At 68.3% G+C, this 25,536-nt stretch carries 28 protein-coding genes; 16 read left to right on the forward strand and 12 right to left on the reverse strand.

Annotated elements, in window-relative coordinates; translation table 11 throughout:
- Positions 1-21: 21 nt before the first annotated feature.
- Positions 22-936, reverse strand: a complete 915-nt coding sequence (locus tag E6C70_RS03050; RefSeq protein ID WP_407921012.1) for a proteasome assembly chaperone family protein — start codon at positions 934-936, stop codon at positions 22-24.
- Positions 937-983: 47 nt separating this feature from the next.
- Between E6C70_RS03050 and E6C70_RS03055 the strand changes: the two genes are divergently transcribed.
- The 10 genes from E6C70_RS03055 to lnt all read left to right on the forward strand — a co-directional run bounded on the left by E6C70_RS03055 (position 984) and on the right by lnt (position 11,187).
- Positions 984-1,682 carry an HAD family hydrolase gene (locus E6C70_RS03055; RefSeq protein WP_268895942.1) on the forward strand — a complete coding sequence of 233 codons (699 nt, stop codon included), beginning with the start codon at positions 984-986 and terminating at the stop codon, positions 1,680-1,682.
- On the forward strand, positions 1,679-2,680 hold the full coding sequence (locus E6C70_RS03060; RefSeq protein ID WP_136422109.1) for a tRNA (adenine-N1)-methyltransferase: 1,002 nt from the start codon (positions 1,679-1,681) through the stop codon (positions 2,678-2,680). Before E6C70_RS03055 ends, E6C70_RS03060 begins: the two co-directional genes overlap by 4 nt.
- Positions 2,681-2,767: 87 nt before the next feature.
- On the forward strand, positions 2,768-3,736 hold the full coding sequence (locus tag E6C70_RS03065; protein WP_136422111.1) for an FKBP-type peptidyl-prolyl cis-trans isomerase: 969 nt from the start codon (positions 2,768-2,770) through the stop codon (positions 3,734-3,736).
- A 25-nt stretch (positions 3,737-3,761) separates the two neighbouring features.
- Positions 3,762-4,781 (forward strand): helix-turn-helix transcriptional regulator, encoded by a 1,020-nt coding sequence (locus E6C70_RS03070; RefSeq protein ID WP_235833248.1) that lies wholly within the window; start codon positions 3,762-3,764, stop codon positions 4,779-4,781.
- Positions 4,774-5,751, forward strand: a complete 978-nt coding sequence (locus E6C70_RS03075) for a helix-turn-helix transcriptional regulator (RefSeq protein ID WP_136422113.1) — start codon at positions 4,774-4,776, stop codon at positions 5,749-5,751. Before E6C70_RS03070 ends, E6C70_RS03075 begins: the two co-directional genes overlap by 8 nt.
- Positions 5,751-6,110 carry a hypothetical protein gene (locus E6C70_RS03080; RefSeq protein ID WP_136422114.1) on the forward strand — a complete coding sequence of 120 codons (360 nt, stop codon included), beginning with the start codon at positions 5,751-5,753 and terminating at the stop codon, positions 6,108-6,110. Before E6C70_RS03075 ends, E6C70_RS03080 begins: the two co-directional genes overlap by 1 nt.
- A complete protein-coding gene (locus E6C70_RS03085; RefSeq protein ID WP_136422117.1) occupies positions 6,103-6,357 on the forward strand; it encodes a twin-arginine translocase TatA/TatE family subunit in 255 nt (84 codons plus the stop codon). Before E6C70_RS03080 ends, E6C70_RS03085 begins: the two co-directional genes overlap by 8 nt.
- 3 nt (positions 6,358-6,360) lie before the next feature.
- On the forward strand, positions 6,361-7,155 hold the full coding sequence (gene tatC, locus E6C70_RS03090; protein WP_328590801.1) for a twin-arginine translocase subunit TatC: 795 nt from the start codon (positions 6,361-6,363) through the stop codon (positions 7,153-7,155).
- Positions 7,156-7,164: 9 nt separating this feature from the next.
- Positions 7,165-9,603, forward strand: a complete 2,439-nt coding sequence (locus E6C70_RS03095; RefSeq protein WP_136422119.1) for a DEAD/DEAH box helicase — start codon at positions 7,165-7,167, stop codon at positions 9,601-9,603.
- 30 nt (positions 9,604-9,633) lie between these two features.
- Positions 9,634-11,187, forward strand: coding sequence for an apolipoprotein N-acyltransferase (gene lnt, locus E6C70_RS03100; RefSeq protein ID WP_207670027.1), 1,554 nt, complete (start codon positions 9,634-9,636; stop codon positions 11,185-11,187).
- Here the strand turns inward: lnt and E6C70_RS03105 are convergent.
- From E6C70_RS03105 to E6C70_RS03120, 4 genes are all read right to left on the reverse strand, one after another.
- The gene (locus E6C70_RS03105) at positions 11,184-11,549 is read right to left on the reverse strand and encodes an RNA polymerase-binding protein RbpA (protein ID WP_136422121.1); all 366 of its coding nucleotides are present in this window, start codon (positions 11,547-11,549) and stop codon (positions 11,184-11,186) included. The two genes, lnt and E6C70_RS03105, sit on opposite strands and share 4 nt — an antisense overlap.
- A 124-nt stretch (positions 11,550-11,673) precedes the next feature.
- Complete coding sequence (locus tag E6C70_RS03110; protein ID WP_136422123.1) at positions 11,674-12,447, reverse strand: glycerophosphodiester phosphodiesterase family protein; 774 nt, start codon at positions 12,445-12,447, stop codon at positions 11,674-11,676.
- 3 nt (positions 12,448-12,450) lie between these two features.
- Complete coding sequence (locus E6C70_RS03115) at positions 12,451-13,416, reverse strand: SPFH domain-containing protein (protein WP_136422125.1); 966 nt, start codon at positions 13,414-13,416, stop codon at positions 12,451-12,453.
- Complete coding sequence (locus tag E6C70_RS03120) at positions 13,413-13,883, reverse strand: NfeD family protein (protein ID WP_136422126.1); 471 nt, start codon at positions 13,881-13,883, stop codon at positions 13,413-13,415. The genes E6C70_RS03115 and E6C70_RS03120 overlap by 4 nt, the downstream gene beginning before the upstream one ends.
- A gap of 147 nt (positions 13,884-14,030) precedes the next feature.
- On the opposite strand from E6C70_RS03120, the gene E6C70_RS03125 reads away from it, so the two are divergent.
- On the forward strand, positions 14,031-14,789 hold the full coding sequence (locus E6C70_RS03125; protein ID WP_136422128.1) for an SDR family oxidoreductase: 759 nt from the start codon (positions 14,031-14,033) through the stop codon (positions 14,787-14,789).
- 65 nt (positions 14,790-14,854) lie between these two features.
- On the opposite strand, the gene E6C70_RS03130 is transcribed toward E6C70_RS03125, so the two are convergent.
- Positions 14,855-15,448: an HdeD family acid-resistance protein gene (locus E6C70_RS03130; protein ID WP_136422130.1), complete on the reverse strand. Its 594-nt coding sequence runs from the start codon at positions 15,446-15,448 to the stop codon at positions 14,855-14,857.
- 110 nt (positions 15,449-15,558) lie between these two features.
- Between E6C70_RS03130 and E6C70_RS03135 the strand changes: the two genes are divergently transcribed.
- Complete coding sequence (locus E6C70_RS03135) at positions 15,559-17,907, forward strand: ATP-binding cassette domain-containing protein (protein ID WP_207670028.1); 2,349 nt, start codon at positions 15,559-15,561, stop codon at positions 17,905-17,907.
- 43 nt (positions 17,908-17,950) lie between these two features.
- Here the strand turns inward: E6C70_RS03135 and E6C70_RS03140 are convergent, their stop codons facing one another.
- Together E6C70_RS03140 and E6C70_RS03145 are read right to left on the reverse strand one after the other, a co-directional pair.
- A complete protein-coding gene (locus tag E6C70_RS03140; protein ID WP_136422134.1) occupies positions 17,951-18,871 on the reverse strand; it encodes a patatin-like phospholipase family protein in 921 nt (306 codons plus the stop codon).
- 152 nt (positions 18,872-19,023) lie between these two features.
- Positions 19,024-19,473, reverse strand: a complete 450-nt coding sequence (locus E6C70_RS03145) for a MarR family winged helix-turn-helix transcriptional regulator (protein ID WP_136422136.1) — start codon at positions 19,471-19,473, stop codon at positions 19,024-19,026.
- Positions 19,474-19,547: 74 nt separating this feature from the next.
- On the opposite strand from E6C70_RS03145, the gene E6C70_RS03150 reads away from it, so the two are divergent.
- A complete protein-coding gene (locus E6C70_RS03150) occupies positions 19,548-20,507 on the forward strand; it encodes a quinone oxidoreductase family protein (protein WP_136422137.1) in 960 nt (319 codons plus the stop codon).
- 36 nt (positions 20,508-20,543) lie between these two features.
- On the forward strand, positions 20,544-21,152 hold the full coding sequence (locus E6C70_RS03155; protein ID WP_136422139.1) for a PadR family transcriptional regulator: 609 nt from the start codon (positions 20,544-20,546) through the stop codon (positions 21,150-21,152).
- Here E6C70_RS03155 and E6C70_RS03160 read toward each other — a convergent pair.
- On the reverse strand, positions 21,142-21,360 hold the full coding sequence (locus E6C70_RS03160; protein ID WP_136422141.1) for an SCO4848 family membrane protein: 219 nt from the start codon (positions 21,358-21,360) through the stop codon (positions 21,142-21,144). The two genes, E6C70_RS03155 and E6C70_RS03160, sit on opposite strands and share 11 nt — an antisense overlap.
- A 33-nt stretch (positions 21,361-21,393) precedes the next feature.
- On the opposite strand from E6C70_RS03160, the gene E6C70_RS03165 reads away from it, so the two are divergent.
- The gene (locus E6C70_RS03165; protein ID WP_136422143.1) at positions 21,394-22,176 is read left to right on the forward strand and encodes an SDR family NAD(P)-dependent oxidoreductase; all 783 of its coding nucleotides are present in this window, start codon (positions 21,394-21,396) and stop codon (positions 22,174-22,176) included.
- A 23-nt stretch (positions 22,177-22,199) separates the two neighbouring features.
- Here the strand turns inward: E6C70_RS03165 and dhaM are convergent, their stop codons facing one another.
- The 3 genes from dhaM to dhaK are packed head-to-tail and all read right to left on the reverse strand — an operon-like array spanning position 22,200 to position 24,534.
- Entirely contained in the window at positions 22,200-22,904 is a 705-nt protein-coding gene (gene dhaM, locus E6C70_RS03170) for a dihydroxyacetone kinase phosphoryl donor subunit DhaM (RefSeq protein WP_235833249.1), read from the reverse strand.
- Entirely contained in the window at positions 22,901-23,533 is a 633-nt protein-coding gene (gene dhaL / locus E6C70_RS03175) for a dihydroxyacetone kinase subunit DhaL (protein ID WP_136422145.1), read from the reverse strand. The genes dhaM and dhaL overlap by 4 nt, the downstream gene beginning before the upstream one ends.
- Entirely contained in the window at positions 23,533-24,534 is a 1,002-nt protein-coding gene (gene dhaK, locus E6C70_RS03180; RefSeq protein WP_136422147.1) for a dihydroxyacetone kinase subunit DhaK, read from the reverse strand. The genes dhaL and dhaK overlap by 1 nt, the downstream gene beginning before the upstream one ends.
- Positions 24,535-24,740: 206 nt before the next feature.
- Here dhaK and E6C70_RS03185 point away from each other — a divergent pair, with 206 nt between their 5' ends.
- Complete coding sequence (locus tag E6C70_RS03185) at positions 24,741-25,508, forward strand: MIP/aquaporin family protein (protein ID WP_136422149.1); 768 nt, start codon at positions 24,741-24,743, stop codon at positions 25,506-25,508.
- Positions 25,509-25,536: the final 28 nt, after the last annotated feature.

Consider the following 25,536-nt stretch of genomic DNA (forward strand, 5'->3'; position numbering starts at 1 on the left):
GCGACGCCGACCGACCCGGCGTCAGCGCCCGCGTCGAGGGTCGTCGGGCTTGTCGCCACGCCGACGCAGGTACTTCTCGAACTCCTGAGCGATCGCCTCTCCGCTCGCCTCGGGGGAGTCGACCGTGTCGCGCGCCTGCTCGAGCTGGGCGATGTACGCCGCCATATCATCGTCGTCGGCAGCGAGGGCGTCGATGCCCTCCTCCCAGGCCGTGGCCTCCTCGACCAGGTCGCCGCGGGGGATGGTGACGTCGATGACCTCCTCGAGCCGGTCGATGAGCGCGAGCATCGCCTTCGGCGACGGGGCGTTGTGCACGTAATGGGGAACGGATGCCCAGATCGACATCGTCGGGATGCCGGCAGCCTCAGCGGCCAATGCGACGACACTGAGGATGCCGACCGGCCCCTCGTAGTCGGAGCGCTCGATGCCGAGCTCGGCACGCATCTCGGCACTGTCGCTCGAGGACATCAATGAGATCGGACGCGTGTGCGGCACGTCCGCCAGCATCGCACCGAGGAAGACCACAGCGCTGATGTCCGCGGCGAGCGCCCGGTCGACGATCTCCGCCGCGAACCCCTGCCAACTCCGGGACGGCTCCGTGCCGAGCAGCAGGAAGATGTTGCCCACGTTGTCTCCGCTCACCGTGATCTCGGCGTCCTCACCGAGCGATGCGACTCGCTCGACCGGCGATCGCGGTCCGTACAGCACCGTTCCCGGCCAGGTGAGTTCGCGGCGCCCGTCGTCGCCTGACGAGATGGTCGGACGGTTGAACTGGTAGTCGAAGTAGAGCTCGGGATCGACGGCGAACAGTTCGACCAGGTCGAGCTCCTCCTTGAGTGAACGCACCGCGCCGGTGGCCGCCTCGCCCGCATCGTTCCAGCCCTCGAAGGCCACCACGAGAATGCGTCCGCTCAGCATGCCGTCCGTCTGCGTCACCGCGCGCACCCTCGTTCCCGGCCGCACCTCGGCCTCGCATCAAGGATATGACCCGCCCCGTAGACTTGCCCGTTGTGAACTCACCAGCAGCCGTCCTGTGGGACATGGACGGGACTCTCGTCGACACCGAGCCCTACTGGATGGTGGCCGAGACCGAGCTCGTCACCTCGTTCGGCGGTCGGTGGTCGCACGAGGACGGCATGCAGATGGTCGGCTTGGGGCTGTGGAAGTCGGCTTCGATCCTGCAGGCGGCCGGAGTCGACCTCGACGCGGACACCATCGTCGAACGGCTCACATCGCACGTGCAGCACCAGCTGGTCGAGACCGGCGTTCCGTGGCGCCCCGGCGCCCGGGAATTGCTCGCCGCCGTGCGAGCGGAGGGGATGCCGACGGCGCTGGTCACCATGTCGGTGGGACGGATGGCGACGCAGCTCGCGGAGACCGTCGGCTTCGACGCGTTCGACGTCATCGTCGCGGGCGACATGGTCACGAACGCCAAACCCGATCCGGAGGCGTACCTGCGCGCGGCAGAATTGCTGGGCGTCCAGACGCGGGACTGCGTCGCCATCGAGGATTCGGTGCCGGGCCTGGCCGCCGCCGTCGCATCCGGTGCCGTCACGATCGGCGTGCCGCACATGGTCCCGCTGGCAGAAGGAGACGCCGACGTGCTCTGGCCGAGCCTCGAGGGTCGCACCGCGGCGGACATCACCGCCGTCTACACCTCCACCAGGAAGATCCACGGATGACCGCCAACCAGCGCCCCCAGAACAGCGGCCCGTTCCGCGTCGGCGACCGCGTGCAGCTCACCGGTCCCAAGGGCAAGCTCAACACCATCACGCTCGAGGCGGGCTCCGTCTTCCACTCGCACCGCGGCCTGCTGCCCCACGACGCCATCATCGGCCTGCCCGACGGCTCGGTCGTCGTCAACAACGTGGGAGTCGAACACCTCGCGCTCCGCCCGCTGCTCAGCGACTTCGTCATGTCGATGCCGCGCGGCGCCGCGATCGTCTACCCGAAGGATGCCGCGCAGATCCTCGCCCTGGCCGACATCTTCCCGGGGGCGACCGTCGTGGAGGCCGGTGTCGGCTCCGGGGCGCTCTCGCTCTGGCTCCTGCGGGCGATCGGACCGGAGGGACGCCTGGCGTCCTTCGAACGACGTGACGAGTTCGCCGACGTCGCGCGCGGCAACGTCGAGACCTTCCTCGGCTACGAGCCGGCCAACTGGTCCGTCACCCTCGGAGACCTGAACGAGGCGCTGCCGCTGACGGCGGAGCCGGCATCCGTCGACCGCGTCGTGCTCGACATGCTCGCCCCCTGGGAATGCCTGCCAGCCGTCACGGACGCCCTCGTTCCTGGTGGAGTGCTGCTCTGCTACGTCGCCACCGTCACCCAGCTCTCGCGCGTCGCCGAGGCGATCAGGGCGACGGGCGAGTACACCAACCCGTCATCGACCGAGACCATGGTGCGCGGCTGGCACGTCGAGGGCCTCGCTGTGCGTCCCGACCACCGGATGATCGGCCACACCGGATTCCTCCTCACGGCCCGCCGCCTGGCGCCCGATACCGTCCTGCCGGAGCTCAAGAGGCGCCCGTCGAAGTCCGATTTCAGTGATGAGGATGTCGAACTGTGGACCCCGGGAGCCCTGGGCGAACGAAGCGTGAGTCCGAAGAGCCTCCGCAAGCGCGTGCGGGCTGCAGGCGCGAGCGCAGAGGTTTCGAAGGCTCGCGACCTCGACGCAGACTAGGCTGTGCCTTCGGGCGCAGCACCTCGTCGTCATCCCGGCATCGCCGTCCGCAACCCACACAGATCCCCAGCACCGAATCGAGGCCCCGTGCGCAAGCTTCCCGCACTCATCGCAGCCGCAGGGCTCATCGCCGTCAGCCTGACGGCGTGCAGCACTTCTCAGGCATCGGCGTGCACGGGTGGTGCGCCGTCGGGTGACGCATCGAAGGCCGTCAAGGTGAGCGGCGAGTTCGGCGCCGTCCCGAAGGTCGACTTCCCGACTCCGCTCAAGGCGGACGAGACCCAGAGCACCGTCATCACGCACGGCACCGGCCCCGGCATCATCAAGGGCCAGATGGTCACCGTCGACCTCTCGGTCTACAACGGCACGACCGGCAAGCTCATCGAGAAGACCGAGTACAGCAAGGACGAGAAGAGTCCGCTGTCCCTCGTCGTCTCGGGCAAGCAGGTTCAGCCGGGTCTCGTCAAGGCGCTCACATGCGCCACGAAGAACTCGCGTGTCACCGCCGTCGTGCCCCCGAAGGACGCGTTCGGAGATGCAGGCAACCCGGACATCGGCATCGGCAAGACCGACAACCTGGTCTTCGTCATCGACGTCGACAGGACCTTCCTGACCCGCGCGAACGGCGCAGACCAGGCCCCCAAGGCCGGGATGCCGACCGTGACGCTCAACGGAGCGGGTCGCCCGGGCGTCACCATCCCCGACTCCAAGGCACCTACCGACCTCCAGATCGCCACGCTCAAGAAGGGTGACGGCGCAACGGTCAAGAAGGGCGACACCGTCGTCGTGCACTACCTCGGCGTGGTCTGGGACAGCAAGGAGGTCTTCGACTCGAGCTGGGCGCGCGGAGCTCCGGCATCGCTCGTCGCGGCCTCCGGAGCCAACGTGCAGGGCGGAGTGATCGAGGGCTTCGCCGACGCGCTCGTCGGAGCGAAGGTCGGCTCGCAGGTGATCGCCGTCATCCCGCCCGACAAGGGCTACGGCGACACCGCGCAGTCATCCATCCCGGCGAATTCGACCCTCGTCTTCGTGGTCGACGTCCTCGGCATCCAGTAGTCCAGCGGCGGCTAGGATCGGGGGCGTGCCTGCATCCATAGCCGTCGAGGAGCGCCTGTTCAGCCTCGTGCTCGCCCTCATGGCGACCGAGTCCGGGCTGACCAAGGGCGACATCCTTTCGACGGTCCAGGGCTACAGCGCACGATTCGCCGAGAGCGGTCTCACCTCGGCCCTCGACCGGCAGTTCGAGCGCGACAAGGACGAGCTGCGCGACCTCGGCATACCGCTGCAGACGATCGACTCGCCCGATCGGCCGGGCGACAACACGGCCCTGCGCTACCTCATCCCGAAAGGTCGGTACGACCTGCCGGCGGACATCGAGTTCTCGCCGCGCGAGCTGGGGCTGCTCGCCCTCGCCGCGGCGGTCTGGCGCGAGGGGTCCCTCTCGGCTGACTCCCGCCGCGCGCTCATGAAGTTGAAGGCCCGGGGGATCGAGGCCAGCGAGCCCCTGCTGGGCTATGCACCGACCATCCGTGTGCGTGATGCGTCGTTCGACCCGCTGCAGAAGGCGCAAGGCGTCGCCGCCGTCTCGTTCCCCTACCTCAAGCCCGGAGAGCACGAGCCGCGCGTGCGGACCGTCGTGCCGCTCGCCATCGTGCAGCACGACGGACGCTGGCACCTGCACGCCCACGACATCGACGCGAGTGCGACGCGCACCTTCCTGCTCAGCCGCATCGTCGGTCCGGTCACCCCTCGGCCCGATCGCGGCTCCGGCCTGCTGCCGATGGACACCGTCGGCGCGGCCGACCACGCCGCCGCGGAACTGCGGCAGCTGTTCGACTCGAACGAGGCCGAGCTCGTCGTGCAGCCGGGAACGGATGCCGCCGTTCGGCTGGCCCACCGCAGCCGTCGGCCCATGAGCGCCGACGGCGTCATCGTGCTCGGTTACACCGACACCGACATCCTCGCGGACGAGCTCGTCGGCTTCGGCCCCGAGGTCGAGGTGCGCTCGCCCGACCGACTGCGTCGCGCGGTGTCCGCCCGCTTGGCGCGCGTGCTCGCCCTGCACGCCGATGCCGGCGGCAGGGAGTCGGACCGTGGCTGAGTCGCGGCGCGGTCTGGGCGGTGCCGAGCGCGCGCTGTTCATGCTCGCCCTCGTGCCCTACCTGCTCGACCGGGGAGAGGTCTCGCTCGACGAGATCGCAGAGCACTTCGACGTGAGTCGCGACCTCGTGCTGCGCACGGTCGAGTTGCTGCCCGTCACCGGCATCCCGGGCGACGCCAACGCGTATCTGGACAACGACCTGTTCGAGATCGACTACGAGGCGCTCGACGAGGGCATGGTCGTGCTCACCCGCAACATCGTCATCGACGAGACACCGCGCTTCAGTGCGCGCGAGGCCGCCGCCCTCATCGCCGGGCTGCAGTACCTCTCCGCGCTGCCCGAGAACGCCGACAGCTCCTCCTTGACCGCCCTCGCGGCCAAGCTCGCGCGCGGAACGACGGATCGACCGGGCGAGGTCGGCGTCGCTCCGAGAGCCCCGGATGCCGCGCTCGGCGTGATCCGAGCGGCCGTCGCTGCGGGAACGCGCATCACCTTCGACTACCTCAATGCGCGCGGGGTTGCGGAGTCGCGCCTGGTCGACCCGCTCCGCCTGGAGTCGAACGACGAGGACTGGTACCTGCGCGCCTGGTGCAGTACCCGTGAAGGGGTCCGCACCTTCCGGCTCGATCGCATGGGCGACGTGCGCGCCACCCGCGCTCCCATCGAGCATCGACTCGCCGACGTCACCCTTCCCGACACCCTCTTCCAGGCGTCACCCGACGACCTGGAGGTGGTCATCGAGCTGCCCGAGACGGCGATGACGCTGCTCACCGACTACAACCCGCACTCCACCACCCCGTCGTCGACGCCCGGACGCGTCATGACGACGGTTCGTCTCGCCCACCTGCACGGCCTCAAACGGCTGGTGGCTGGCCTCGGCGGTCTCGCCACGGTCCTCGAGCCGGCGGATGCGCGACGCGCGGTCGCCGACTGGGCTGCCGCGGGCGTCGCGCAGTACGCGGAGGACTGATGCCCGGCTGGTCGTGGTGGCTGATCTGGGCGGTCCTCGTCGTCGCTCTTGTTCTCGTGGTGGTGTTCGGCATCCGCCGCGTCCTGGCCGCCTACCGCCGCGCCAGAGTCGAGGGCGACCGGTTGAACGGTCTGCTCGGGCAGCTGACGGCATCCGTCGACGAGCTCTCGGATGCGGGGAGACGCGTCGAGGAGCAGCGCACGTCCGCCCTGTTCGGCTCGCGGGCGGACCTCGCTGCCGCAGTGGAGGACCACAGGCTACGCAGGGCGCACCGACGGCAGGCTCGCAGGGATCGGCGGATAGCCCGGGGTAGACTGATCACACATTCCGCGGAGCATTGGACCGATACCCATGTTTAGCAACCTCACGGGTTGGCACTTCCTGATCATCTTCGTGCTCATCCTGCTTCTCTTCGGTGCACCGAAGCTGCCGGCACTCGCTCGGAGCCTCGGACAGTCGATGAAGATCCTCAAGGCGGAGGTCGCCCCCGACAAGAAGCCCGAGGAGACGACGACCGTGGTGAACGCAGACGGCTCCACGACGACGACTACGACGGTCACGACGACCGCCGACCCGGGCGCGGCCGAGTCGCCAACCAAGAAGTAGAGCGTGGCCGCGCGCGCCACCCAGCGCAGCAACACCGAAGGGCGCATGTCGCTCGGCCAGCATCTGCTGGAGCTGCGCAAGAGGCTCTTCATCTCTGCGGCGGCGATCGCCGTCGGCGCGATCATCGGCTTCCTCCTCGCCGGCTTCATCTGGGACGCCCTGCGCGAGCCGGTCGTCACCATCGCGACGGCGCAGAACCGCACGGCGGAGATCAACTACCCGACCATCACCGGCGCGTTCGACCTCAAGCTGCAGATCGCCTTCTATGTCGGCCTCATCATCTCCTCTCCGGTCTGGCTCTACCAGATCTTCGCGTTCTTCCTGCCCGCCCTCACCCTCACCGAGAAGCGCTATACGTTCGGCTTCCTGTTCACGGCGATCCCGCTGTTCTTCGCGGGCTGCTTCGCGGGCTGGTACGTCATGCCGCACGTGGTCGAACTCATGACGAGCTTCGTGCCACAGCAGGACGTGTCCTACTTCGACGCCAAGTACTACTTCGACTTCGTCCTCAAGCTCGTGGTGGCGATCGGCGTCGCGTTCGTGCTCCCGGTCTTCCTCGTGCTGCTCAACTTCGCCCGCGTCATCAGCGCCAAGGCGATCATCGGATCGTGGCGCTGGGCCATCCTCGTCATCTGCCTGTTCACGGCGATCGCGACCCCGGCAGCCGACGTGTTCTCGATGTTCCTGCTCGCTCTGCCGATGGTCGTGCTCTACTTCACCGCATACGGCGTCGCGTGGCTGCACGACCGGCGCATGAACCGCCGTGACGCTGCGCTGGCTGCGGCGCCCGCCGTCTAGGCTGGGACCGTGAGCAACCCCTCGCCGGCGGAGCGGTACGCGGCATTCCGGGCCGGAAGGCGAGCGCCGCTCCTCGAGGAGTTCCGGTCGGGACTGCAGTTCGACCTCGATGAATTCCAGCGTGCGTCGTGCTCCGCACTCGAGGAGGGCCGCAGCGTGCTCGTCGCCGCGCCGACGGGCGCGGGCAAGACCATCGTGGCCGAGTTCGCGGTGTTCCTGGCCATGCGCGAGAAGCGCGCGAAAGTGTTCTACACCACGCCCATGAAGGCGCTCTCCAACCAGAAGTTCCAGGAGTTCGTCGACGTCTACGGGGCGTCGGATGTCGGCCTCCTCACCGGAGACACCAACGTGAACTCCGGCGCGCGCATCGTGGTGATGACCACCGAGGTGCTGCGCAACATGCTCTACGCCGACTCGGACCTGCTCGCCGACCTCGCCTACGTCGTCCTGGACGAGGTGCACTTCCTCGCCGATCGCTTCCGCGGCGCGGTCTGGGAGGAGGTCATCATCCACCTCCCGCAGAGCGTGCGCATGGTCTCGCTCAGCGCGACCGTGTCCAACGCCGAGGAGTTCGGAGACTGGCTGCAGGCGGTGCGCGGCGACACGGACGTGATCGTGTCGGAGGAGCGCCCGGTGCCGCTGGAGCAGCACGTCCTCGTGCGCACCAAGATGATCGACCTGTTCGACTCCTCGGGCAGCGCCGCCACCAATCGCGTCAATCCCGAGCTCGTGGAGGCGGCGGCGTACGGAGGGCGGTCGCTCCAGTCGCGGTCTCGGGCGGGCCGACGCGGCCGCGACCGAGGCGGCTACCACCGCCCCCCTCCCGGCGAGTCGCGGATGCCGCGCGAAGCCCTCGTCGAGATGCTCGACGGCAAGAACCTGCTTCCGGCGATCTTCTTCATCTTCTCGCGCGTCGGCTGCGACCAGGCCGTGCGACAGGTGCTGCGCTCCGGCATCCGCCTCACCGATGCGCGAGAGCGCGACGTGATCCGCGGCATCGTCGAGGAGCGGGCCCGTGACATGCCCGACGACGATCTCGCCGTCCTCGGCTATTGGGAGTGGCTCGACGGACTGGAGCGGGGCGTCGCAGCCCACCACGCCGGCCTGCTGCCCGCCTTCAAGGAGATCGTCGAGGAGCTGTTCCAGAAGAAGCTGGTCAAGGTCGTCTTCGCCACGGAGACACTCGCCCTCGGCATCAACATGCCGGCTCGCACGGTGGTTCTGGAGAAGCTGGAGAAGTTCAACGGCGAGGCACGTGTGCCGGTGACACCGGGGGAGTACACCCAGCTCACCGGGCGCGCGGGACGTCGCGGCATCGACGTCGAGGGGCATTCCGTCATCCAGTGGCAGGAGGGACTCGATCCGCAGGCCGTCGCCTCGCTCGCCTCCCGCCGCAGCTATCCGCTCAACTCGAGCTTCCGGCCGACCTACAACATGGCCGTGAACCTCGTGGAGCAGTTCGGACGCCAGCGCGCGCGAGAGATCCTCGAATCCTCCTTCGCACAGTTCCAGGCCGACCGGGCCGTGGTCGACCTCGCGCGCACCGTGCGCAAGCAGGAGGAGTCGCTGGCCGGCTATGCCGAGGCGATGCACTGCCACCTCGGTGACTTCGCCGAGTACTCCGCCATCCGCCGTGCGCTGACCGATCTCGAGAAGCAGGGCGCCCGCGCCGAGTCCCAGTCGCATGCCGCCCGCCAGAACCGTCAGCGCGAACTCGCACGCCTCCGCGACCGGCTGCGCGCCCATCCGTGCCACGGCTGCCCGGAACGGGAGCACCACGCACGGTGGGCCGAGCGCTGGTGGCGCCTCACGCGCGAGTCCGACGCGCTGCACCAGCAGATCCGAGCGCGGACCGGTGCCGTCGCTCGCATCTTCGACCGCGTCAGCGACGTGCTCATCGGCCTCGGCTACCTCGTGCGCGACGATCACGGCCGGCTCGAGGCGAGCGCGGACGGGCGGATGCTCCGGCGCATCTACGGCGAACGCGACCTGCTCGCGGCCGAGGCGTTGCGACGCGGCCTGTGGAACGACCTGGATGCCCCCGGGCTCGCTGCGATGGCCTGCGCGATGGTGTTCGAACCGCGACGCGAGGAGAGTCACGCGGTGGAGCGACGGATGCCGCGCGGGGGATTCCCGGCTGCCCTCGAGGCGACCGGGCTGCTCTGGAGCGAACTCGACGACCTCGAGCGCGATCACAAGCTGCCCGGAAGTTCTCCGCTCGCATCGGGGCTGAGCCTGCCGATGCACCAGTGGGCGCGGGGAGGGCGGCTGCGCGACGTGCTGTCGGAGGCCGACATGGCGGCGGGCGACTTCGTGCGCTGGACCAAGCAGACGATCGACCTGCTCGACCAGCTTTCCGTGGTGGCCCCGGCCCCGGTCGGACCCACCGCGCGCCTCGCGATCGACGCGATCCGTCGGGGCATCGTCGCGTACAGCGCCGTGGCGTGATCGACCGGGCGGCTCGCATAGGCTGAACGGGTGAATCCGGGCGTCCTCCACGAGCGAGCGACGCCCCTGTTCCCGGGGTGGGCCGCTCTTCTGCTCGCAGCCGGTTCCGGGTATCTCCTCGATGCCGCCTTCCCCGATCGCGGCTGGTGGCCGATACTGTTCCCCGCCGTCATGCTGTTGTTCCTCGCCCTCCGCGGTCGCAACTACTGGTGGGGCGTGCTCATCGGGATGGTCGCGGGCAGCACGTTCTGGCTGGTGCACATCCAGTGGCTCACCCGCTACCTCGGACCCGTTCCGTGGTTGGCCCTCGGCCTGCTCGAGGCGATCTTCTTCTCGCTCGGTACCGGGCTGATCGCCCTCGCCCTGACCTGGGGGCCGGTGGCCTGGCCCACTCGCCTCGGCCGCATCGGAATGATCCCCGTCGTCGTCGCGGGCCTCTGGACCCTCCGTGAGGGCATCACCGCGGTCTGGCCGTACGGTGGCTTCGCGTGGGGGAGGGCAGCGCTCTCGCAGTCCGAGAGTCCGTTCGCCCCTTTGGTGGCCTGGCTCGGCATGTCAGGACTGAGCTTCGCTCTGGTGTGGCTGGCGGCGTTCATCCTCGCACTGATCCTCGAGCCCGGCCTGGTCCTGCGTTGGCGCATCGTCGGGTCGGTCGGCGCGATCGCCGTGCTGCTGGCCGTGCCCGCATGGCCGACGATCTCGTCCGGAACGACGACGATCGCCGCCGTGCAGGGGAACGCGGATGCCGGCCTGTTCGCGAATCGGCCGCCGGGCGAGATCCTCTCCGATCATGTGTCGGCCACCCTGCCGCTCGAGGGCCGCGACGTCGACATGATCGTGTGGCCAGAGAACGCCGCCGACATCGATCCCGAGCGGTCCCCGGATGCGGCGCGAATCCTCGACGCGGTGTCGGAGCGCATCGGCGCTCCGCTGGTCACCGGCACCATCACCGAGCGGGACGCGACGTTCTACAACACCTCCCTGCTCTGGAAGCCCGGGCAGGGCGTGGTCGACTACTACGACAAGGCGCACCCCGTCCCGTTCGCCGAATACGTCCCCGACCGGGCGTTCTGGCGCGGCTTCGCACCCGACCTGATCGACCTGGTCGGACGTGACTACGGCATCGGACGAACCGACAACGTGTTCGACATCGATGGGGTGATCGCCGGCATCTCGATCTGCTTCGACATCGCCGACGACGGGCTGGTCACGAAGATGATCGACAGTGGAGCGCAGGTGGTCCTCGCCCAGACCAACAACGCCGACTTCGGCACCGTCGACCATCCGACGGACGAGAGCGCCCAGCAGCTCGCGATCGCCCGTCTGCGCGCCATCGAGACCGGCCGGAGCGTCGTCAACATCTCGACGGTGGGGGAGAGCGCCATCGTGCGTCCCGACGGATCCACGCAGGCGTCGCTGCCGGCCTTCACCGCCGGGGCGATGGTCGAACCGGTCACGCTGAGTGACACAGTGACGCCCGCGGTGCCTCTCGGTCGTTCGATCGAGTGGCTGGTCGCGGGCGTCGGATCGGCGGGGGTCGTGCTCGCGCTCATGGCGCGGCGCCGCCGGAGAACGGGAGCCTAGGCGCCGATCTTCTGCTGGCCGCGGCGGGCGCGCAGGATCTGGAGGCGTTCCTCGAGCAGCTCCTCGAGCTCTTCGATGGTGCGGCGTTCGAGCAGCATGTCCCAGTGAGAGCGAGCGACCTTGTCACCCGAGTGGTCCACCTGAACGGGTTGCGAGTCCACCAGGAGCGTGGCTTCGGCACCGCAGGTCTTGCACTCCCAGGCTTCAGGCGCTTCGGCCTCGGCCGAGAAGGTCATCACGGTGTCGCGACCGCAGACGGTGCAGCGGTAGGTGTGGTTCACCCGCTGGGCGAAGCTGACGCCCTCTTCGCTCTGGAGGCTCTGTGCGCCGAGGCGCATTCCGCGCAGACTTCGATCAGCCATGATGGCTCCTTTCCCTGACCGATCAGGTCTACTCCTGCAAGCTGGGCATTAGCTTGTCGGAGGGGCCGTTTCGTACAGGGCATTGCCAGACAAGGGGCTGTGGGCCAGAACCCACAGCCCACTGTCAGGAACGGGACCCGGAGCGCTGGCGGATGAGGTCGACGGCGAGGTCCGTGCGGTCCGTGACGAGTCCGTCGACGCCGGCGTCGAGCAGGGCCACCATGGTCGCCACATCGTTGACCGTCCAGACGTGCACCTCTCGTCCGGCCGCGTGCACGGCGTCGATGAAACGCCGGGTGACGATTTTCACGTGATACTGACGGACCGGCACCTGGACGGCGACGACGTCCGCCAGAGAGGCCGCGACTCGACGACGCGATCCGATGGCGGCGCCGACGACCGCGCCGATGACGCCGCTCATCGACGCCGAACTGGCGACCCCGGGCAGCAGTTCGACCGCTGCTCGCCGACGGGCCTGCGAGAACGAGGTGATCAGCACGCGGTCGATCGCATTCGCGGCAGTGATGGCGCGCGTCGCCGTTGCTGCAGATCGCTCGTCCTTGATGTCGATGTTGAACCGTGCATCGGGAAACGTCTCCAGCGCCTCGCCGAGCGTGCAGAACGTCTGCCCGACCCCGAGGTCGATCTGCTGCAGCTCATCGACCGTCAGGTCGCCGACGCGGGCATCGCGGTGCACCAACCGTTTCAGGTCGGGGTCGTGGCTGATCATCGCAACGCCGTCGGCGCTGGTCTGAACGTCGGTCTCAACGTGGGTGGCACCGGCGGCGAGCGCCTTGAGGAAGGCGAGGAGCGTGTTCTCGGGAGCACCGACGGCGAGCCCCCGATGCGCCAGGACGCGCGGATAGGACGTGTCCAGGTACGGAACGCCGCTCCTCACGGGTCAGGACGCCGGCGTCGGGTCCGCCGGGGGAGCGGGCGATGCCGGGGGAGCGGAGACGGCCACGGCCGAGCGGGCCGCCGCGCCGGGCATCGTGAACGCCGTACCGATGCCCTTCAACGCCTCGGTCAGCTCGCTCGGCACGATCCACAGCTTCGACGCAGGCCCCTGGGCGATCTCGGGCAGGGTCTGCAGGTATTGGTACGCCAGCAGCTTCGGGTCGGGGTCTCCGTCGTGGATGGCCTTGAACACCGTGGTGATGGCCTCGGCCTCACCCTGGGCACGCAGCACGGCGGCCTTGGCTGCACCCTCGGCCTGGAGGATCGCGGCCTGCCGCTGACCTTCGGCCGTCAGGATGGCCGACTGCTTGGTTCCCTCGGCCGTGAGGATGAGGGCGCGACGGTCACGCTCGGCTCGCATCTGCTTCTCCATCGAGTCCTGGATGGAGGTGGGCGGGTCGATCGCCTTGAGCTCGACCCGACTCACGCGGATGCCCCACTTGCCGGTCGCCTCGTCGAGCACGATGCGCAACTGCCCGTTGATGTTGTCGCGGCTGGTGAGCGCCTCCTCGAGGTTGAGCCCGCCGACGACGTTGCGCAACGTGGTGGTGGTGAGCTGCTCGACCGCGCCGAGATAGTTGGCGATCTCATACGTGGCGGCGCGGGCATCCGTCACCTGGAAGTAGACGACCGTGTCGATCGAGACCACCAGGTTGTCCTCGGTGATGACCGGCTGCGGCGGGAAGGACACCACCTGCTCGCGCAGGTCGACCACGCGGTGCACCTTGTCGACGAACGGCACCAGGATGTTGAGGCCCGGCAACAGGGTCTTGTGATAGCGACCGAGCCGCTCCACCACTCCAGCCGTGGCCTGCCCGATGATGCGGATCGATCGGAACAGCACGACCAGGACGAAGATCACCACCACCACGACGACGATGATCACGATGATGGTCGAGGCGTCGATCATTCGACGATCCTTTCAGCGGGGACGATGACGGCGGTTGCACCGTCGACGGCGGTGACGAGCACGCGTTCCCCGGCGGCGACGACGCGGGGGAGCGTTACGGGGGAGAGACGCGCGGTCCACGTCTCGCCGTTGCCCAGCTTGACCTGGCCGCCGTTCTCCCCGACGGATGCGACCACCGTGCCCTCGATGCCGATGAGGGCGTCGACGTTGCTCCGGGCCGGGTCGCCGCCGCGCTTGAGCATGCGCAGGAGGGGAGGTCGGACGAAGGCCAGCAGGACGATGGCGATGACCGCGGTGATGAGCACCTGCAGCCACCATGGAGCGCCGAGCAGGCCGGACACCAAACCCCCGACACTGCCGATCGCGAGGGAGAGGAACGTGAGCTCGAGGGTGAGCATCTCGATGGTGACGAACACGAGGATGAGCACCAGCCAAGCGATCCAGGCGTAGCTGGAGACCTCGTCCATCGCTCTGCTCCTGTGCTCGAAACGTGCTGCTCACCTCGAAACTATCAGCACTCCGGGGGCCATCGGGGATCTTGGTAGGGTCTTCGGAGGTCGCGCCATCGTCAGCCGATCGCAGCCGTCAGAATCGTCCCCGTCAGAGGAGTCCTCGTGGCCAACCCGCTACCGTCCGACGCCCTTTCGGGCAAGACCGCGCTCGTCACCGGCTCGTCTCGCGGCATCGGTGCCGACACCGTGCGGTACTTCGCCGACGCGGGCGCTCGGGTGGTCATCAACTTCCGCAACAAGGAGGCACGCGCCCTCAAGCTGGCCGACGAGATCCGGGGCAACGGCGGGACCGCCATCACGGTGGGAGCCGACCTGACGGACCCGGCATCCGTCCGTTCGATGATGGCCGCCGTGCAGGATGAGTTCGGCGGCATCGACGTGCTCGTCCTCAATGCCTCCGGCGGCATGGAGAGCGGGATGGCGGCTGACTACGCGATGCTGCTCAACCGTGACGCACAGATCGACGTGCTCGATGCGGCGCTGCCGCTCCTGTCACCCGGATCGCGCGTGGTGTTCGTCACCAGCCACCAGGCGCACTTCATCCGCACCACCGAGACGATGCCCGAGTACGAGCCGGTGGCCCTCAGCAAGCGCGCCGGCGAGGATGCCCTGCGGGCGCGCATCGAGGAGCTGCAGGCATCCGGCATCGACTTCGTCGTCGTATCGGGCGACATGATCGAGGGCACCATCACGGCCACGTTGCTCGAGCGCGCCAACCCGGGCGCGATCTCCGCCCGCAAGGACGCCGCCGGTCGGCTCTACAACGTGAGCGAGTTCGCCGCCGAGGTCGCGGCGGCGGCCGTCGACCCGATCCCCGAGGACAACACGCGGCTGGTCGGGGACACGTCCGACTTCGCCTGATCTGGCGCAACGTCGACGAACGGCCCGCCCTCGTGAGGACGGGCCGTTCGCGTCTGCCGTGGAGGTCAGGCTGTGACACCACGCCCGAAGGTGAAGGCGCGAACGATCTGGACGATACCCAGGACGATGAGCGCGATGCCGGCCAGCACGAACAACAGGACGGCTCCCCACAGCGGAGAGAACAGCAGGGTGATGCCGGCGATGATGCTGATGATGGCGAAGAAGATCGCCCACGCCCTCGACGGGGCGTCGCCCACCTGCACGAGCGTGACGACACCCTCGATGATCCACGCGATGCCCACGAGGAGACCGATGAGGATGGCAAGAGTCGCGGCGGCCGTGGCGATGTTGGCGAACGCCACGATCGCACCGACGACGAAGAGCACACCGAGGATGATGTCGATCGCCCTCGCTCCGCCGCTGATCCCCTTGGCGAAGATGCCGATGCCGACGTACGCCAGCCCCGCGATCAGCAGGTAGATGGCCAGCAGCACGGTGATCGCCGCGGCCGCCTTGTTGGGCCAGAAGACGATGAGGATGCCGATGAGAAGGGCGACGACTCCGCTGAGTCCCAGTGCGACGCGGACGGTGTTGACGGTCGACTTGGTCAGGCTCTTGGCGTCGAGAGAGTAGGCGCTGAACGGCGATGCGGATGACATGTGTTCCTCCTGGCTTGCTGACGGATGTTCCCAGCGTATTGCCAGATTCGTCGTCGAGGGGGCCTTCGCGTCCGAGTGTTGCGTTCTTCGCCCCCACTAGAGTGACCGCCATGGAATCAGCCGACCGCCGCGATGTCATCCGCGTTCAAGGCGCTCGGGAGAACAACCTCAAGGACATCAGCGTCGACCTTCCCAAGAGACGGCTCACGGTCTTCACCGGTGTCTCGGGGTCGGGCAAGAGCTCGTTGGTCTTCGGGACCATCGCCGCCGAGTCGCAGCGGATGATCAACGAGACGTACAGCGCCTTCGTGCAGGGCTTCATGCCGAGCCTCGCCCGGCCCGACGTCGACGTGCTCGAGGGCCTGACGACGGCGATCATCGTCGATCAGGAGCGGATGGGGGCGAACGTGCGCTCCACCGTCGGCACGGCGACGGATGCCAATGCCATGCTGCGCATCCTGTTCAGCCGTCTCGGCCAGCCGCACATCGGCCCGCCGCAGGCGTTCGCCTTCAATGTCCCCTCGGTGAGCGGCTCAGGCGCCATCACGCAGGATCGGGCGGGGGAGTCGGTGAAGGAGCGCACGTTCTCGGTCACGGGCGGCATGTGTCCGCGCTGCGAGGGGACGGGCATGGTCAACGACATCGACCTGACCCAGCTCTTCGACGACTCCAAGTCGCTCGCCGACGGTGCATTGACCATCCCCGGTTACACGGCGGACGGATGGTACGTGCGCATCTTCACCGAGTCGGGGTTCCTCGATCCGCACAAGCCCATCCGCGAATTCTCCGAAAGGGAACTCGCGGACTTCCTCTACAAAGAGCAGACCAAGGTCAAGCTGCAGTCGATCAACATGACGTACGAGGGGCTCATCCCGAAGATCCAGAGATCTTTCCTCTCCAAGGATCGGGATGCGATGCAGCCGCATATCCGCGCGTTCGTCGACCGAGCCGTGACGTTCACCGCGTGTCCCGACTGCGAGGGCACGCGCTTGAACGCGGGCGCCCGGTCGTCCCGGATCGACGGCATCACCATCGCCGAAGCCTGTTCCATGCAGATCAGCGACCTCGCCGATTGGGTGCGCGGACTGGACGAGCCGTCGGTGGCGCCGCTGCTGGCGGGACTCCGCCAGTCGCTCGATTCCTTCGTGGACATCGGCCTCGGCTACCTGTCGCTCGATCGACCATCGGGAACACTGTCCGGGGGAGAGGCGCAGCGCACCAAGATGATCCGTCACCTGGGGTCGTCGCTGACCGACGTGACGTATGTGTTCGACGAGCCCACCATCGGCCTGCACCCGCACGACATCGCACGCATGAACCAGCTGCTGCTGCAGTTGCGGGACAAGGGCAACACCGTGCTCGTCGTCGAGCACAAGCCCGAGACCATCGTCATCGCAGACCATGTCGTCGACCTGGGCCCGCACGCCGGTAGGGCCGGGGGTGAAGTGATGTTCCAGGGCACCGTCGACGGACTGCGCTCCAGCCGGACGCTGACCGGTCGTCATCTCGACGACCGGTCGAGAGTCAAGGACGCGGTACGCACGCCGAGGGGCGCACTGGAGGTCCGCGGCGCGAGCACCCACAATCTGCAGGATGTCGACGTCGACGTTCCCCTCGGCGTCCTCGTGGTGGTCACCGGCGTCGCGGGATCGGGCAAGAGCTCGCTCATCCACGGCTCGGTCGCCGCGCGGGAAGGCGTGGTATCGATCGACCAGGGCGCCATCCGCGGGTCGCGTCGGAGCAACCCCGCGACCTACACCGGCCTCCTCGACCCCATCCGCAAGGCCTTCGCCAAGGCCAACGGCGTCAAGCCCGCCCTGTTCAGCGCGAACTCCGAAGGCGCCTGCCCGAATTGCAACGGCGCCGGCGTCATCTTCACCGACCTCGGCATGATGGCCAGCGTCTCGACCGTGTGCGAGGTGTGCGAGGGAAGGCGGTTCGACGCCTCGGTACTCGACTACCACCTCGGCGGCCGCGACATCAGCGAGGTGCTCGCCATGTCGGTCACGGAGGCGGAGTCCTTCTTCGGCGCCGGAAAGGCACGAACGCCCGCCGCGCACGTGATCCTCGAACGGCTGGCGGATGTCGGGCTCGGCTACCTCAGCCTGGGCCAGCCGCTCACGACGCTCTCCGGAGGTGAACGACAGCGTCTCAAGCTGGCGACCCACCTCGGCGAGAAGGGAAGCGTCTATGTCCTGGACGAACCCACGACCGGTCTGCACCTCGCGGATGTCGAACACCTGCTCGGGCTGCTCGATCGGCTGGTCGACTCCGGCAGGTCGGTGATCGTCATCGAGCATCACCAAGCGGTCATGGCGCACGCCGACTGGATCATCGACATCGGACCGGGTGCCGGCCATGACGGTGGGCGCGTCGTCTTCGAGGGAACGCCCGCCGACATCGTCGCCGATGCCTCGACGCTCACCGGCGAACACCTGGCGCGCTACGTCGGTACCTGACGCGGGCATCCTGCGCTGTTATCAATCGCACCGATAATGCACATTATGTCAACTCAACTGAATTGCCGTCGTTCGATCCCACCCAGAACTCGATAAGGCCCGGAGCGAGAGCCCTTCCCTGTTCGTAGCCGGCCCGCGCAGCTGCCGGGCGCTTGGACAGGTCCATCATGTTGTCGCCGAAGACGGCGACGGCGACGGAATCCGGGAAGATCGTCTCCACCCGGGCTCCGTGGGCTCGGAGATCCTCGACCTGGGTGTCAAGATCGAGCCGCCACCCGAGCGGGAGTCGCGTTCTGCCTCCGAACGGCGAGAGCACCAGCACGCGGTCCGATCCGGATGCCAGGTCGGCGTTCTCGGCGTTGCTACGATAGCCGCCGTCCAGGTATCGACGCTCGCCGATGCCGTAGGCGAAGCCGCCGGCGCAACTTGCCGCGACAGCATCCACCAGCTCGACGCCACTCTCCGAGTCGAAGACGACCGGTTCACCCGTGTCCGCGTCGACGGCCGTGATGAGCAAGCGAGTGCTGGGCCAGGTGTGGGGCGAGAACCGCGATCCGACGGTATCGCGCCAGCCCGCCTGTGCATCCGGGTCGGATGCGGCATCGAAGCCGAGCGCCCACGCCCCCATGGCGCGACGCATGTCCTCGGCGTTCCGGGCCGAGGCGATGATGCCGTCGGTCGTCTCGAGGTGAGACCTTCCCGGGTGCATCGGGCCGGGACCGCTACGCCCCGGTGCCGGAGCAGCGGCCAGGATGTCTGCGAGCAGCTGAGCGGGAGACGTGCCGGCCAGCTGTGCCGCGGCGGTCGAACCGGCCGAGGTGCCGACCACGAGGTCGGCACCGGTGACATCCAGTCCGGCCTCGGCGAGACCGGCGACCACGCCGATCACCCAGGCATTGCCGAGGGATCCCCCGCCGCCGAGCACCAGCGCGGTGCTCGCTTCGCTAATAGTTGAAGAGTTCATAGTCGTTGCCTTCTGAGAGTGCGAACAGCGCTCCCCCGCGACGGCTACGTCAGTCGCGTGATCGTGAACTCGCAGGAGCGCCCGGATCGGACAGTGCGTGCATCGGGCTTACCTCCTCGAATCGTGTCACGTTCAGGGGCGAGCCTACCGGGTCACGTCTGCCGCGGACCAGGAGTCGCACCGCGCAACTCACCCAGAAGGAGCACCAGCGCTCGCCGAGCGTCCGCGGACAGCCGATCGGTCAGCGGGGCGAGAGACGAGCCAACGGCGAGCCGCGTGTCGTCCGCGACCGCGCGTCCGGCATCCGTCAGGAACACGTCGATGGCACGGCGGTCCTCCTCGCTGGGAGCTCGTTGCATGAGGCCGCGCTTCTCCGCGCGGTCCACCAGCCCCGACATCGTCGACCTCTCGAGGCCGAGGTGGTCGGCCAAGGCGCTCATACGGAGCCGGCGGTCGCGCAGGATCGCCAGGACGCGCAGCTGCGTCAGCGAGAGGTCGATCTCCGCGCCGGCCCGAGCGAGCACCGCCATCACAGTGAACGACGTCTGGCTGAGTGCATCGATGAGGTCGTCGGCATTCTCGGCATCTCCACGCGTGATCATTACTGCAGCCTACTTGAGTAACTTCGTAATACCAACTATATTGATTCGTGTTACCAACTACAGGAGGGTTCCCCATGAGAGCAGCACTCGTCACCTCATTCGGCACGGCACCGGTCTTGGCGGAGATCGACGAGCCGACGGCGCAGGGCGACAACGGGATGACGGTCGACGTGCTCGCCGTGGGCCTTCACCCTCGAGTCATGTCTCAAGCCAATGGCTCGCACTACACCAGCACCGACGAACTGCCGCTCGTGCCAGGTGTCGACGGAGTCGGTCGTGACGCGGACGGAATGCTGCGCTACTTCATCCTCGAGGACACCACCCGCGGATCGATGGCGGAGAGGGTCGCCATCGACCCGCGACGAAGCATCGTGCTCCCGGACGACGCCGATCCCGTCGCGATCGCCGCCGCGGTGAACCCGGCCATGTCCTCGTGGGTCGCCCTGCGCCAGCGCATCGACTTCCCGAAGGGAGCACGCGTGCTGGTGCTCGGAGCCACCGGCAACGCCGGTCGGATGGCCGTGCAGGTGGCACGCCTCTTCGGCGCCGAACAGGTCATCGCTGCCGGACGCAATGCGGAACAGTTGGCCGGACTGCCCTCGCTCGGCGCCACCGATACAGTCCTCCTCGATGACGACGCAGAGGCTACGGCGAGTCGACTCGGCTCGTCCGCTTCCGAGGTGGACGTCGTCATCGACTACCTGTGGGGCTCCCCCACGGCTGCTGCGATGATCGCGCTCGTCACCGCGCGAGCTGATCGGAGCAGGCCGCTCACCTGGATCGAGGTCGGATCCGTCACCGGACCGACCGCGGCCATCCCGTCCGCCGCTCTGAGGGCGGCCCGACTGCAGATCGTCGGCAGCGGGCAGGGCTCCGTCTCCACGCGCGAGATCCTCGCCGAACTACCGGATCTGGCGGCCGCGATCACCGCCGGCACCCTGGCCGCAGATGCCCGCGTGATCCCGCTCGCCGACGTCGAGCGGGCCTGGGCCGAAGCGGGCTCCACGCGTCAGCGCATCGTCATCACTCCCTGAGACTCATTCGAACGGGATACTCGGTATGGTTCTCGGATGAGCGTGCGCATGGGCCTACTGGCCATCCTCGATGAGGGCGCATGCTACGGGCACCAGTTGCGTAGCGAATTCGACCGTCGAACGGTAGCGACGACACCCCTCAACGTCGGTCAGGTCTACAGCACGCTCGACCGCCTCGAGCGGGACGGCCTCGTGGCCCGCGGAGAGACCGACGCCGATGGACTCCAGTTGTGGCGCATCACTCCACTCGGCTCCGCGGCGGTGTCGGACTGGTTGGGCTCCCCCGTAGCTCGCGTGGCCACGGGCCGGGACGAGCTGGTCGTCAAAGTCGCACTAGCCGTCACTCTGCCTGGAGTGGACGCGCTCGCCCTCCTCGAGACGGAACTCACCGCGGCCGAGGAGCGGTCGTCGGTCGTCGGGCACTCGGAAGCAGGGCAGCCCGCTCCGGACTCGCTGCCGGGCGACGTGATAGCCGCCGCAGTTCGAGAGGCCGCCGAGGCGGACATCCGCTGGCTCACCGTCATCCGGAACCGCGTCCTCGCCTCGCCGGAGCTCGCCGCCGGGTTGCCGAACTCGGCGGTTCGACCGCGCCGTGGGCGCCCGGCTCGCTCGGATGAGTCCGAGTCGCCGGCGCTCAGCGGATGATCAGGGCGACCACCGCAGCGATCGCCGAGACCACCGCGATCACCATCGCCGCGCCGATCAGGATGGCGTGAACGGTGAAGAACCGCGTGCGTCGTCCGTCGGCGTCCCGCGCCCGCGGATCGGCCGAGATGCGCCCGAAGAATCGCGGCCAGACCACGACGTTGAAGACGGCATTGACGAGCAGCAGGACAGCGAGGAGGGTGAGCATCCCGAACAGCCTAATCCTGCCTAGGCTGGAGCAATGAGCGACCCGATCCCCTCCTCCCCCGCTGCGGCGCGACGTCCCGTCACCATCGTCACAGGCGGCAGCCGGGGCATCGGGCGCGCCGTCGCCGAGCGCCTCGCCCGCGACGGTCACGACCTCGTCATCACCTATCGCGAGCGGGCAGCGGATGCCGAAGCCGTCGCGGATGGCCTCCGCGCCGCCGGCGCCGACGTGGCGGTGCTCTCGGCCGATCTCGGAGACCTCGCCAGCACGGCGACGATCTTCCCGGCCGCCATCGAGCGATTCGGTCGGGTCACCGGCCTGGTCAACAACGCCGGCATAACGGGCCGGATCGGGACCTTCCTCGAGGTCGACATCGAAGAGTCGCGCGAGGTCTTCGCCGTCAACGACCTCGCACCCATCCTGCTCTGCCAGCAAGCGGTCGAGCACATGGCGACGAATCGCGGCGGAGAGGGAGGCGCGATCGTGAACGTGTCCTCGGGCGCCGCAACGACGGGCTCGGCCAACACCTACATCCCCTACGCCATGAGCAAGGCCGCCCTCGACGCGCTCACCACGGGACTCTCGAAGGAGTACGGACCGTACGGCGTGCGCGTCAACACCGTCTCCCCCGGCACGACGCACACCGAGATCCATGCCGCAGCCGGGCGCCCCAATGCGCCTGAGGAGCGGGCGCCTCGCATCCCCATGCGTCGAGCGGGACAGCCCGACGAGATCGCCGGAGCGGTCGCCTTCCTGCTCGGACCCGATGCGTCCTACATCACGGGCGCCATCCTGCGCGTGGCCGGCGGAAACTGACCCTGCGGAATCATCCGACGCCGCTACGCCTCGCCGAACCCCGACTCCACCAGCGCCACGAGCGCATCGACGGCCGCCGTGCCCGCCGCATCGTCGCTCGACGAGATCTCGACGACCGCACCCCGGGTGAGTCCGAGTCCCATGATCGACAGCAGGCTCTTGGCGCTGATGCCGTCGACGGTCACCGTCGCGTCGAAGGTGCCCGCCAGCTTCACGAACTCGGCTGCAGGGCGCGCGTGCAGGCCGTCGTGGTTGCGCAGTTCCACAGAACGCGTGTAGCCGGCCGCCCCCGATGCTCCACTCGGCGCAGGCGTCGATTGTCCCTTCGTGGCGTAGACGGCTCCTGCACTCTCCGCCGCCGCCAGGACGGCGTCGACGGCGTCGCCGCCCTGCGCAGCCACCGCCGCCGCGACGGCGCCCTCGACGATGGGCGCATCAGCGATGAGGACTCGCTCGCGCTGGTCGTCGTCGAGGAAGTCCAGTGCCGTCTCGGCGGTGAGGATGGCGGAACCGAGGTCGCACAGGATGACCGCGCCCGCGCCTCCGTCCGCGTGCGCGATGCCGTCGCCGATGCGTTCGAAGCTCGTGCCGATGCCACCATCGTCGTTGCCGCCGGCAGATGCGATTCGCACGTCGCCGGCCATCTGCGCCGCGAGCTGGACGACCCCGTCGGCGATGAGCGCGCTGTGCGACACGATCACCAGGCCGACGCGGGCCGCATCGCTCACGCCGCGGCCTCGGCGGCCGCGCGCAGCAGGTAGGCCGTCGATTGTGCGCCCGGGTCGCGGTGCCCGATCGCGCGATCGCCGAGATAGCTCGCCCGACCCTTGTGGGCGACCAGCGGTTCCGTGGACTCCGCTCCCGCCTCTGCGGCGGATGCTGCCGCTTCGAGGACGGCTGACGGGTCAGCGCCCTCACTCACGGCCGCGTCGGCAGCGTCGACCGCCGGCGTCCAGGCGTCGATCATCGTCTTGTCGCCCGGCTCGGCCTTGCCGCGAAGCACGATTCCGTCGCGCGCCGCCGTCAAGAGGGCGACGACGGCACCGCCGTCCAGCTCGTCCTGCCCGGCGACCGCACCCGACGCCTTGAGGAACGCGGTCCCGTACAGCGGGCCGGCCGCTCCCCCCACCGTCGAGATGAGCGTCGTGGCGACGAGCTTGAGCACATCGGCGGGGTTCGCATCCGCCGGCAGGTCGCCCAGCTTCGCCGCCACCGCGTCGAACCCGCGGGACATGTTCTCGCCGTGGTCCCCATCCCCGATGTCGCGGTCCAGGGAGATCAACTGCGAGCGATGCGCCGTCATCGATTCATGGGCTCCGGTCATCCAGGCCCGAGCCCAGTCGCCGTTCAGCGCCATCAGCGTCCCCACCTGAGGGCTGCCGTCTGCACGGGGGCGTCCCACAGCTCGGTCAGCTCATCATCGAGCTTGAGCACGGAGAGCGAGAAGCCCTGCATCTCGAGCGACGTGGTGAAGTTGCCCACGAGTGACCGCGTGATGTGCATGCCGCGCTCCTCGATGACCTCGGCGGCATGCTTGTAGGCGATGTAGAGCTCGATGAGCGGAGTGCCGCCCATCCCGTTGATGAGCAGGAGCACGTCGTCACCCGACTTGAACGGCAGGTCGTCCAGGATCGGCTCGATGATGCGGTCGACGATCGAGTCGGCCGGCTCGAGCTTGATGCGCTCGCGGCCCGGCTCTCCATGGATGCCGATGCCGATCTCGATCTCGTCGTCGGCGATGTCGAACGACGGCTCGCCCGCATGCGGGACCGTACAGGCCGTCAGCGCGACGCCCATCGTTCGGACCTGCGCATTGACCTTGGTCGCCACGGCCGTCACCGCGTCGAGGTCGTCTCCCCGCTGCGCGGCCGCTCCGGCGATCTTCTCGACGAGGACGGTACCCGCGACGCCGCGCCTGCCTGCCGTGTAGAGGGAATCCTTCACGGCGACGTCGTCGTCCGTGATGACGGAGCGCACCTCGATCCCCTCGGCGGCGGCGAGGTCGGCCGCCGTCTCGAAGTTGAGCACGTCGCCGGTGTAGTTCTTGACGATGTGCAGCACGCCCGCTCCCCCGTCGACGGCCTTGGTAGCCGCCAGGATGGGGTCGGGCGTCGGAGAGGTGAACACCGGCCCCGGCACCGCGCCGTCGAGCATGCCGTATCCCACGAAACCCGCGTGCAGCGGTTCGTGCCCGCTGCCGCCGCCGCTGACGATGGCCACCTTTCCCGCAACGGGCGCATCCGCCCGCACGATGAAGATCGGGTCGAACTCCGCTCGCACGAGGTCGCCGTGGGCGGCCACGAAACCGGTGACCGACTCGGGAACGACGTCCTTCGGATCGTTGATGAGCTTCTTCACGATTGCCCTTTCCCGACCGCGGAGCGCGCTCTACGCACTGCACGTCGACGGCGACGCGCGATCGTCACCTGCCAACCTAGCGTCGCGGGCATCGGTTGTTAAGGGGAGCTGATCAATCCCCGCTTCCCCCTGCCATCGCCCCCGTTCGCGGGTCTAGGGTGAGGGACGAGCGGGCGATGTGGCCCGAACGGTGAGAAGGGACCGACGTGAATCTCGGGATCATATTTCTTTCGGAACTGGTGGGCACAGCGATGCTTGTCCTCCTCGGTTGCGGCGTCGTCGCCAACGTCGCCCTGATCAAGACCAAGGGCTACAACGGCGGCTTCCTCATGGTCAACATCGGCTGGGGGCTCGCGGTCTTCTCCGGCGTGATCGTCGCATACAACTCGGGAGCACACCTGAACCCGGCGGTGACGCTGGGTCTGGTCGCGAACGCCGCGGACGGCCACACTCACGACTTCGTCAAGGGCATCCCGATCGACTTCGTGTCGACGATCACCTACATCGGGGCTCAGCTCATCGGCGCGATCCTCGGAGCCGTCTTCGTGTGGCTGGCCTACAAGCAGCACTTCGACGAGGAGCCCGACCCGGGCAACAAGCTCGGCGTCTTCTCCACCGGCCCCGCCATCCGCTCGTACGCGTGGAACCTGGTCACCGAGATCATCGGCACCTTCGTGCTGGTGTTCGTCGTGATCGCCTTCGGTCACCAGAACGACACCTCGGGGCTCGCCGCACTGGGAGCACTCCCGGTCGCCCTCCTCGTTATCGTGATCGGCACGTCCCTCGGTGGCCCGACCGGCTACGCGATCAACCCGGCCCGTGACCTCGGGCCCCGCATCGCCCACTTCATCCTGCCCATCAAGGGCAAGGGCCCGAGCGACTGGAGCTACTCGTGGGTGCCGGTGATCGGCCCCATCATCGGCGGACTGCTGGCGGGCTTCCTCGCCATCCCGCTGCTGCCGCTGCTCGGCTGACACGACGTGCTCGGCGGCCGATCCGCAT

It is taken from the genome of Orlajensenia flava (assembly GCF_004801905.1).
GTDB classification, from domain to species: domain Bacteria; phylum Actinomycetota; class Actinomycetes; order Actinomycetales; family Microbacteriaceae; genus Orlajensenia; species Orlajensenia flava.

Bases quoted from the DNA above. Each gene is read 5' to 3' on its own strand.
- E6C70_RS03060 (WP_136422109.1), top strand. From the start codon at position 1,679: ATGACCGCCAACCAGCGCCCCCAGAACAGCGGCCCGTTCCGCGTCGGC.
- E6C70_RS03115 (WP_136422125.1), bottom strand. From the start codon at position 13,416: ATGATCGACGCCTCGACCATCATCGTGATCATCGTCGTCGTGGTGGTG.
- E6C70_RS03120 (WP_136422126.1), bottom strand. From the start codon at position 13,883: ATGGACGAGGTCTCCAGCTACGCCTGGATCGCTTGGCTGGTGCTCATC.
- E6C70_RS03135 (WP_207670028.1), top strand. From the start codon at position 15,559: ATGGAATCAGCCGACCGCCGCGATGTCATCCGCGTTCAAGGCGCTCGG.
- E6C70_RS03145 (WP_136422136.1), bottom strand. From the start codon at position 19,473: ATGATCACGCGTGGAGATGCCGAGAATGCCGACGACCTCATCGATGCA.
- E6C70_RS03085 (WP_136422117.1), top strand. From the start codon at position 6,103: ATGTTTAGCAACCTCACGGGTTGGCACTTCCTGATCATCTTCGTGCTC.
- E6C70_RS03055 (WP_268895942.1), top strand. From the start codon at position 984: ATGACCCGCCCCGTAGACTTGCCCGTTGTGAACTCACCAGCAGCCGTC.
- E6C70_RS03165 (WP_136422143.1), top strand. From the start codon at position 21,394: ATGAGCGACCCGATCCCCTCCTCCCCCGCTGCGGCGCGACGTCCCGTC.
- E6C70_RS03080 (WP_136422114.1), top strand. From the start codon at position 5,751: ATGCCCGGCTGGTCGTGGTGGCTGATCTGGGCGGTCCTCGTCGTCGCT.
- E6C70_RS03140 (WP_136422134.1), bottom strand. From the start codon at position 18,871: ATGAACTCTTCAACTATTAGCGAAGCGAGCACCGCGCTGGTGCTCGGC.
- E6C70_RS03105 (WP_136422121.1), bottom strand. From the start codon at position 11,549: ATGGCTGATCGAAGTCTGCGCGGAATGCGCCTCGGCGCACAGAGCCTC.
- dhaL (WP_136422145.1), bottom strand. From the start codon at position 23,533: ATGGCGCTGAACGGCGACTGGGCTCGGGCCTGGATGACCGGAGCCCAT.
- E6C70_RS03150 (WP_136422137.1), top strand. From the start codon at position 19,548: ATGAGAGCAGCACTCGTCACCTCATTCGGCACGGCACCGGTCTTGGCG.
- E6C70_RS03155 (WP_136422139.1), top strand. From the start codon at position 20,544: ATGAGCGTGCGCATGGGCCTACTGGCCATCCTCGATGAGGGCGCATGC.
- E6C70_RS03160 (WP_136422141.1), bottom strand. From the start codon at position 21,360: ATGCTCACCCTCCTCGCTGTCCTGCTGCTCGTCAATGCCGTCTTCAAC.
- E6C70_RS03130 (WP_136422130.1), bottom strand. From the start codon at position 15,448: ATGTCATCCGCATCGCCGTTCAGCGCCTACTCTCTCGACGCCAAGAGC.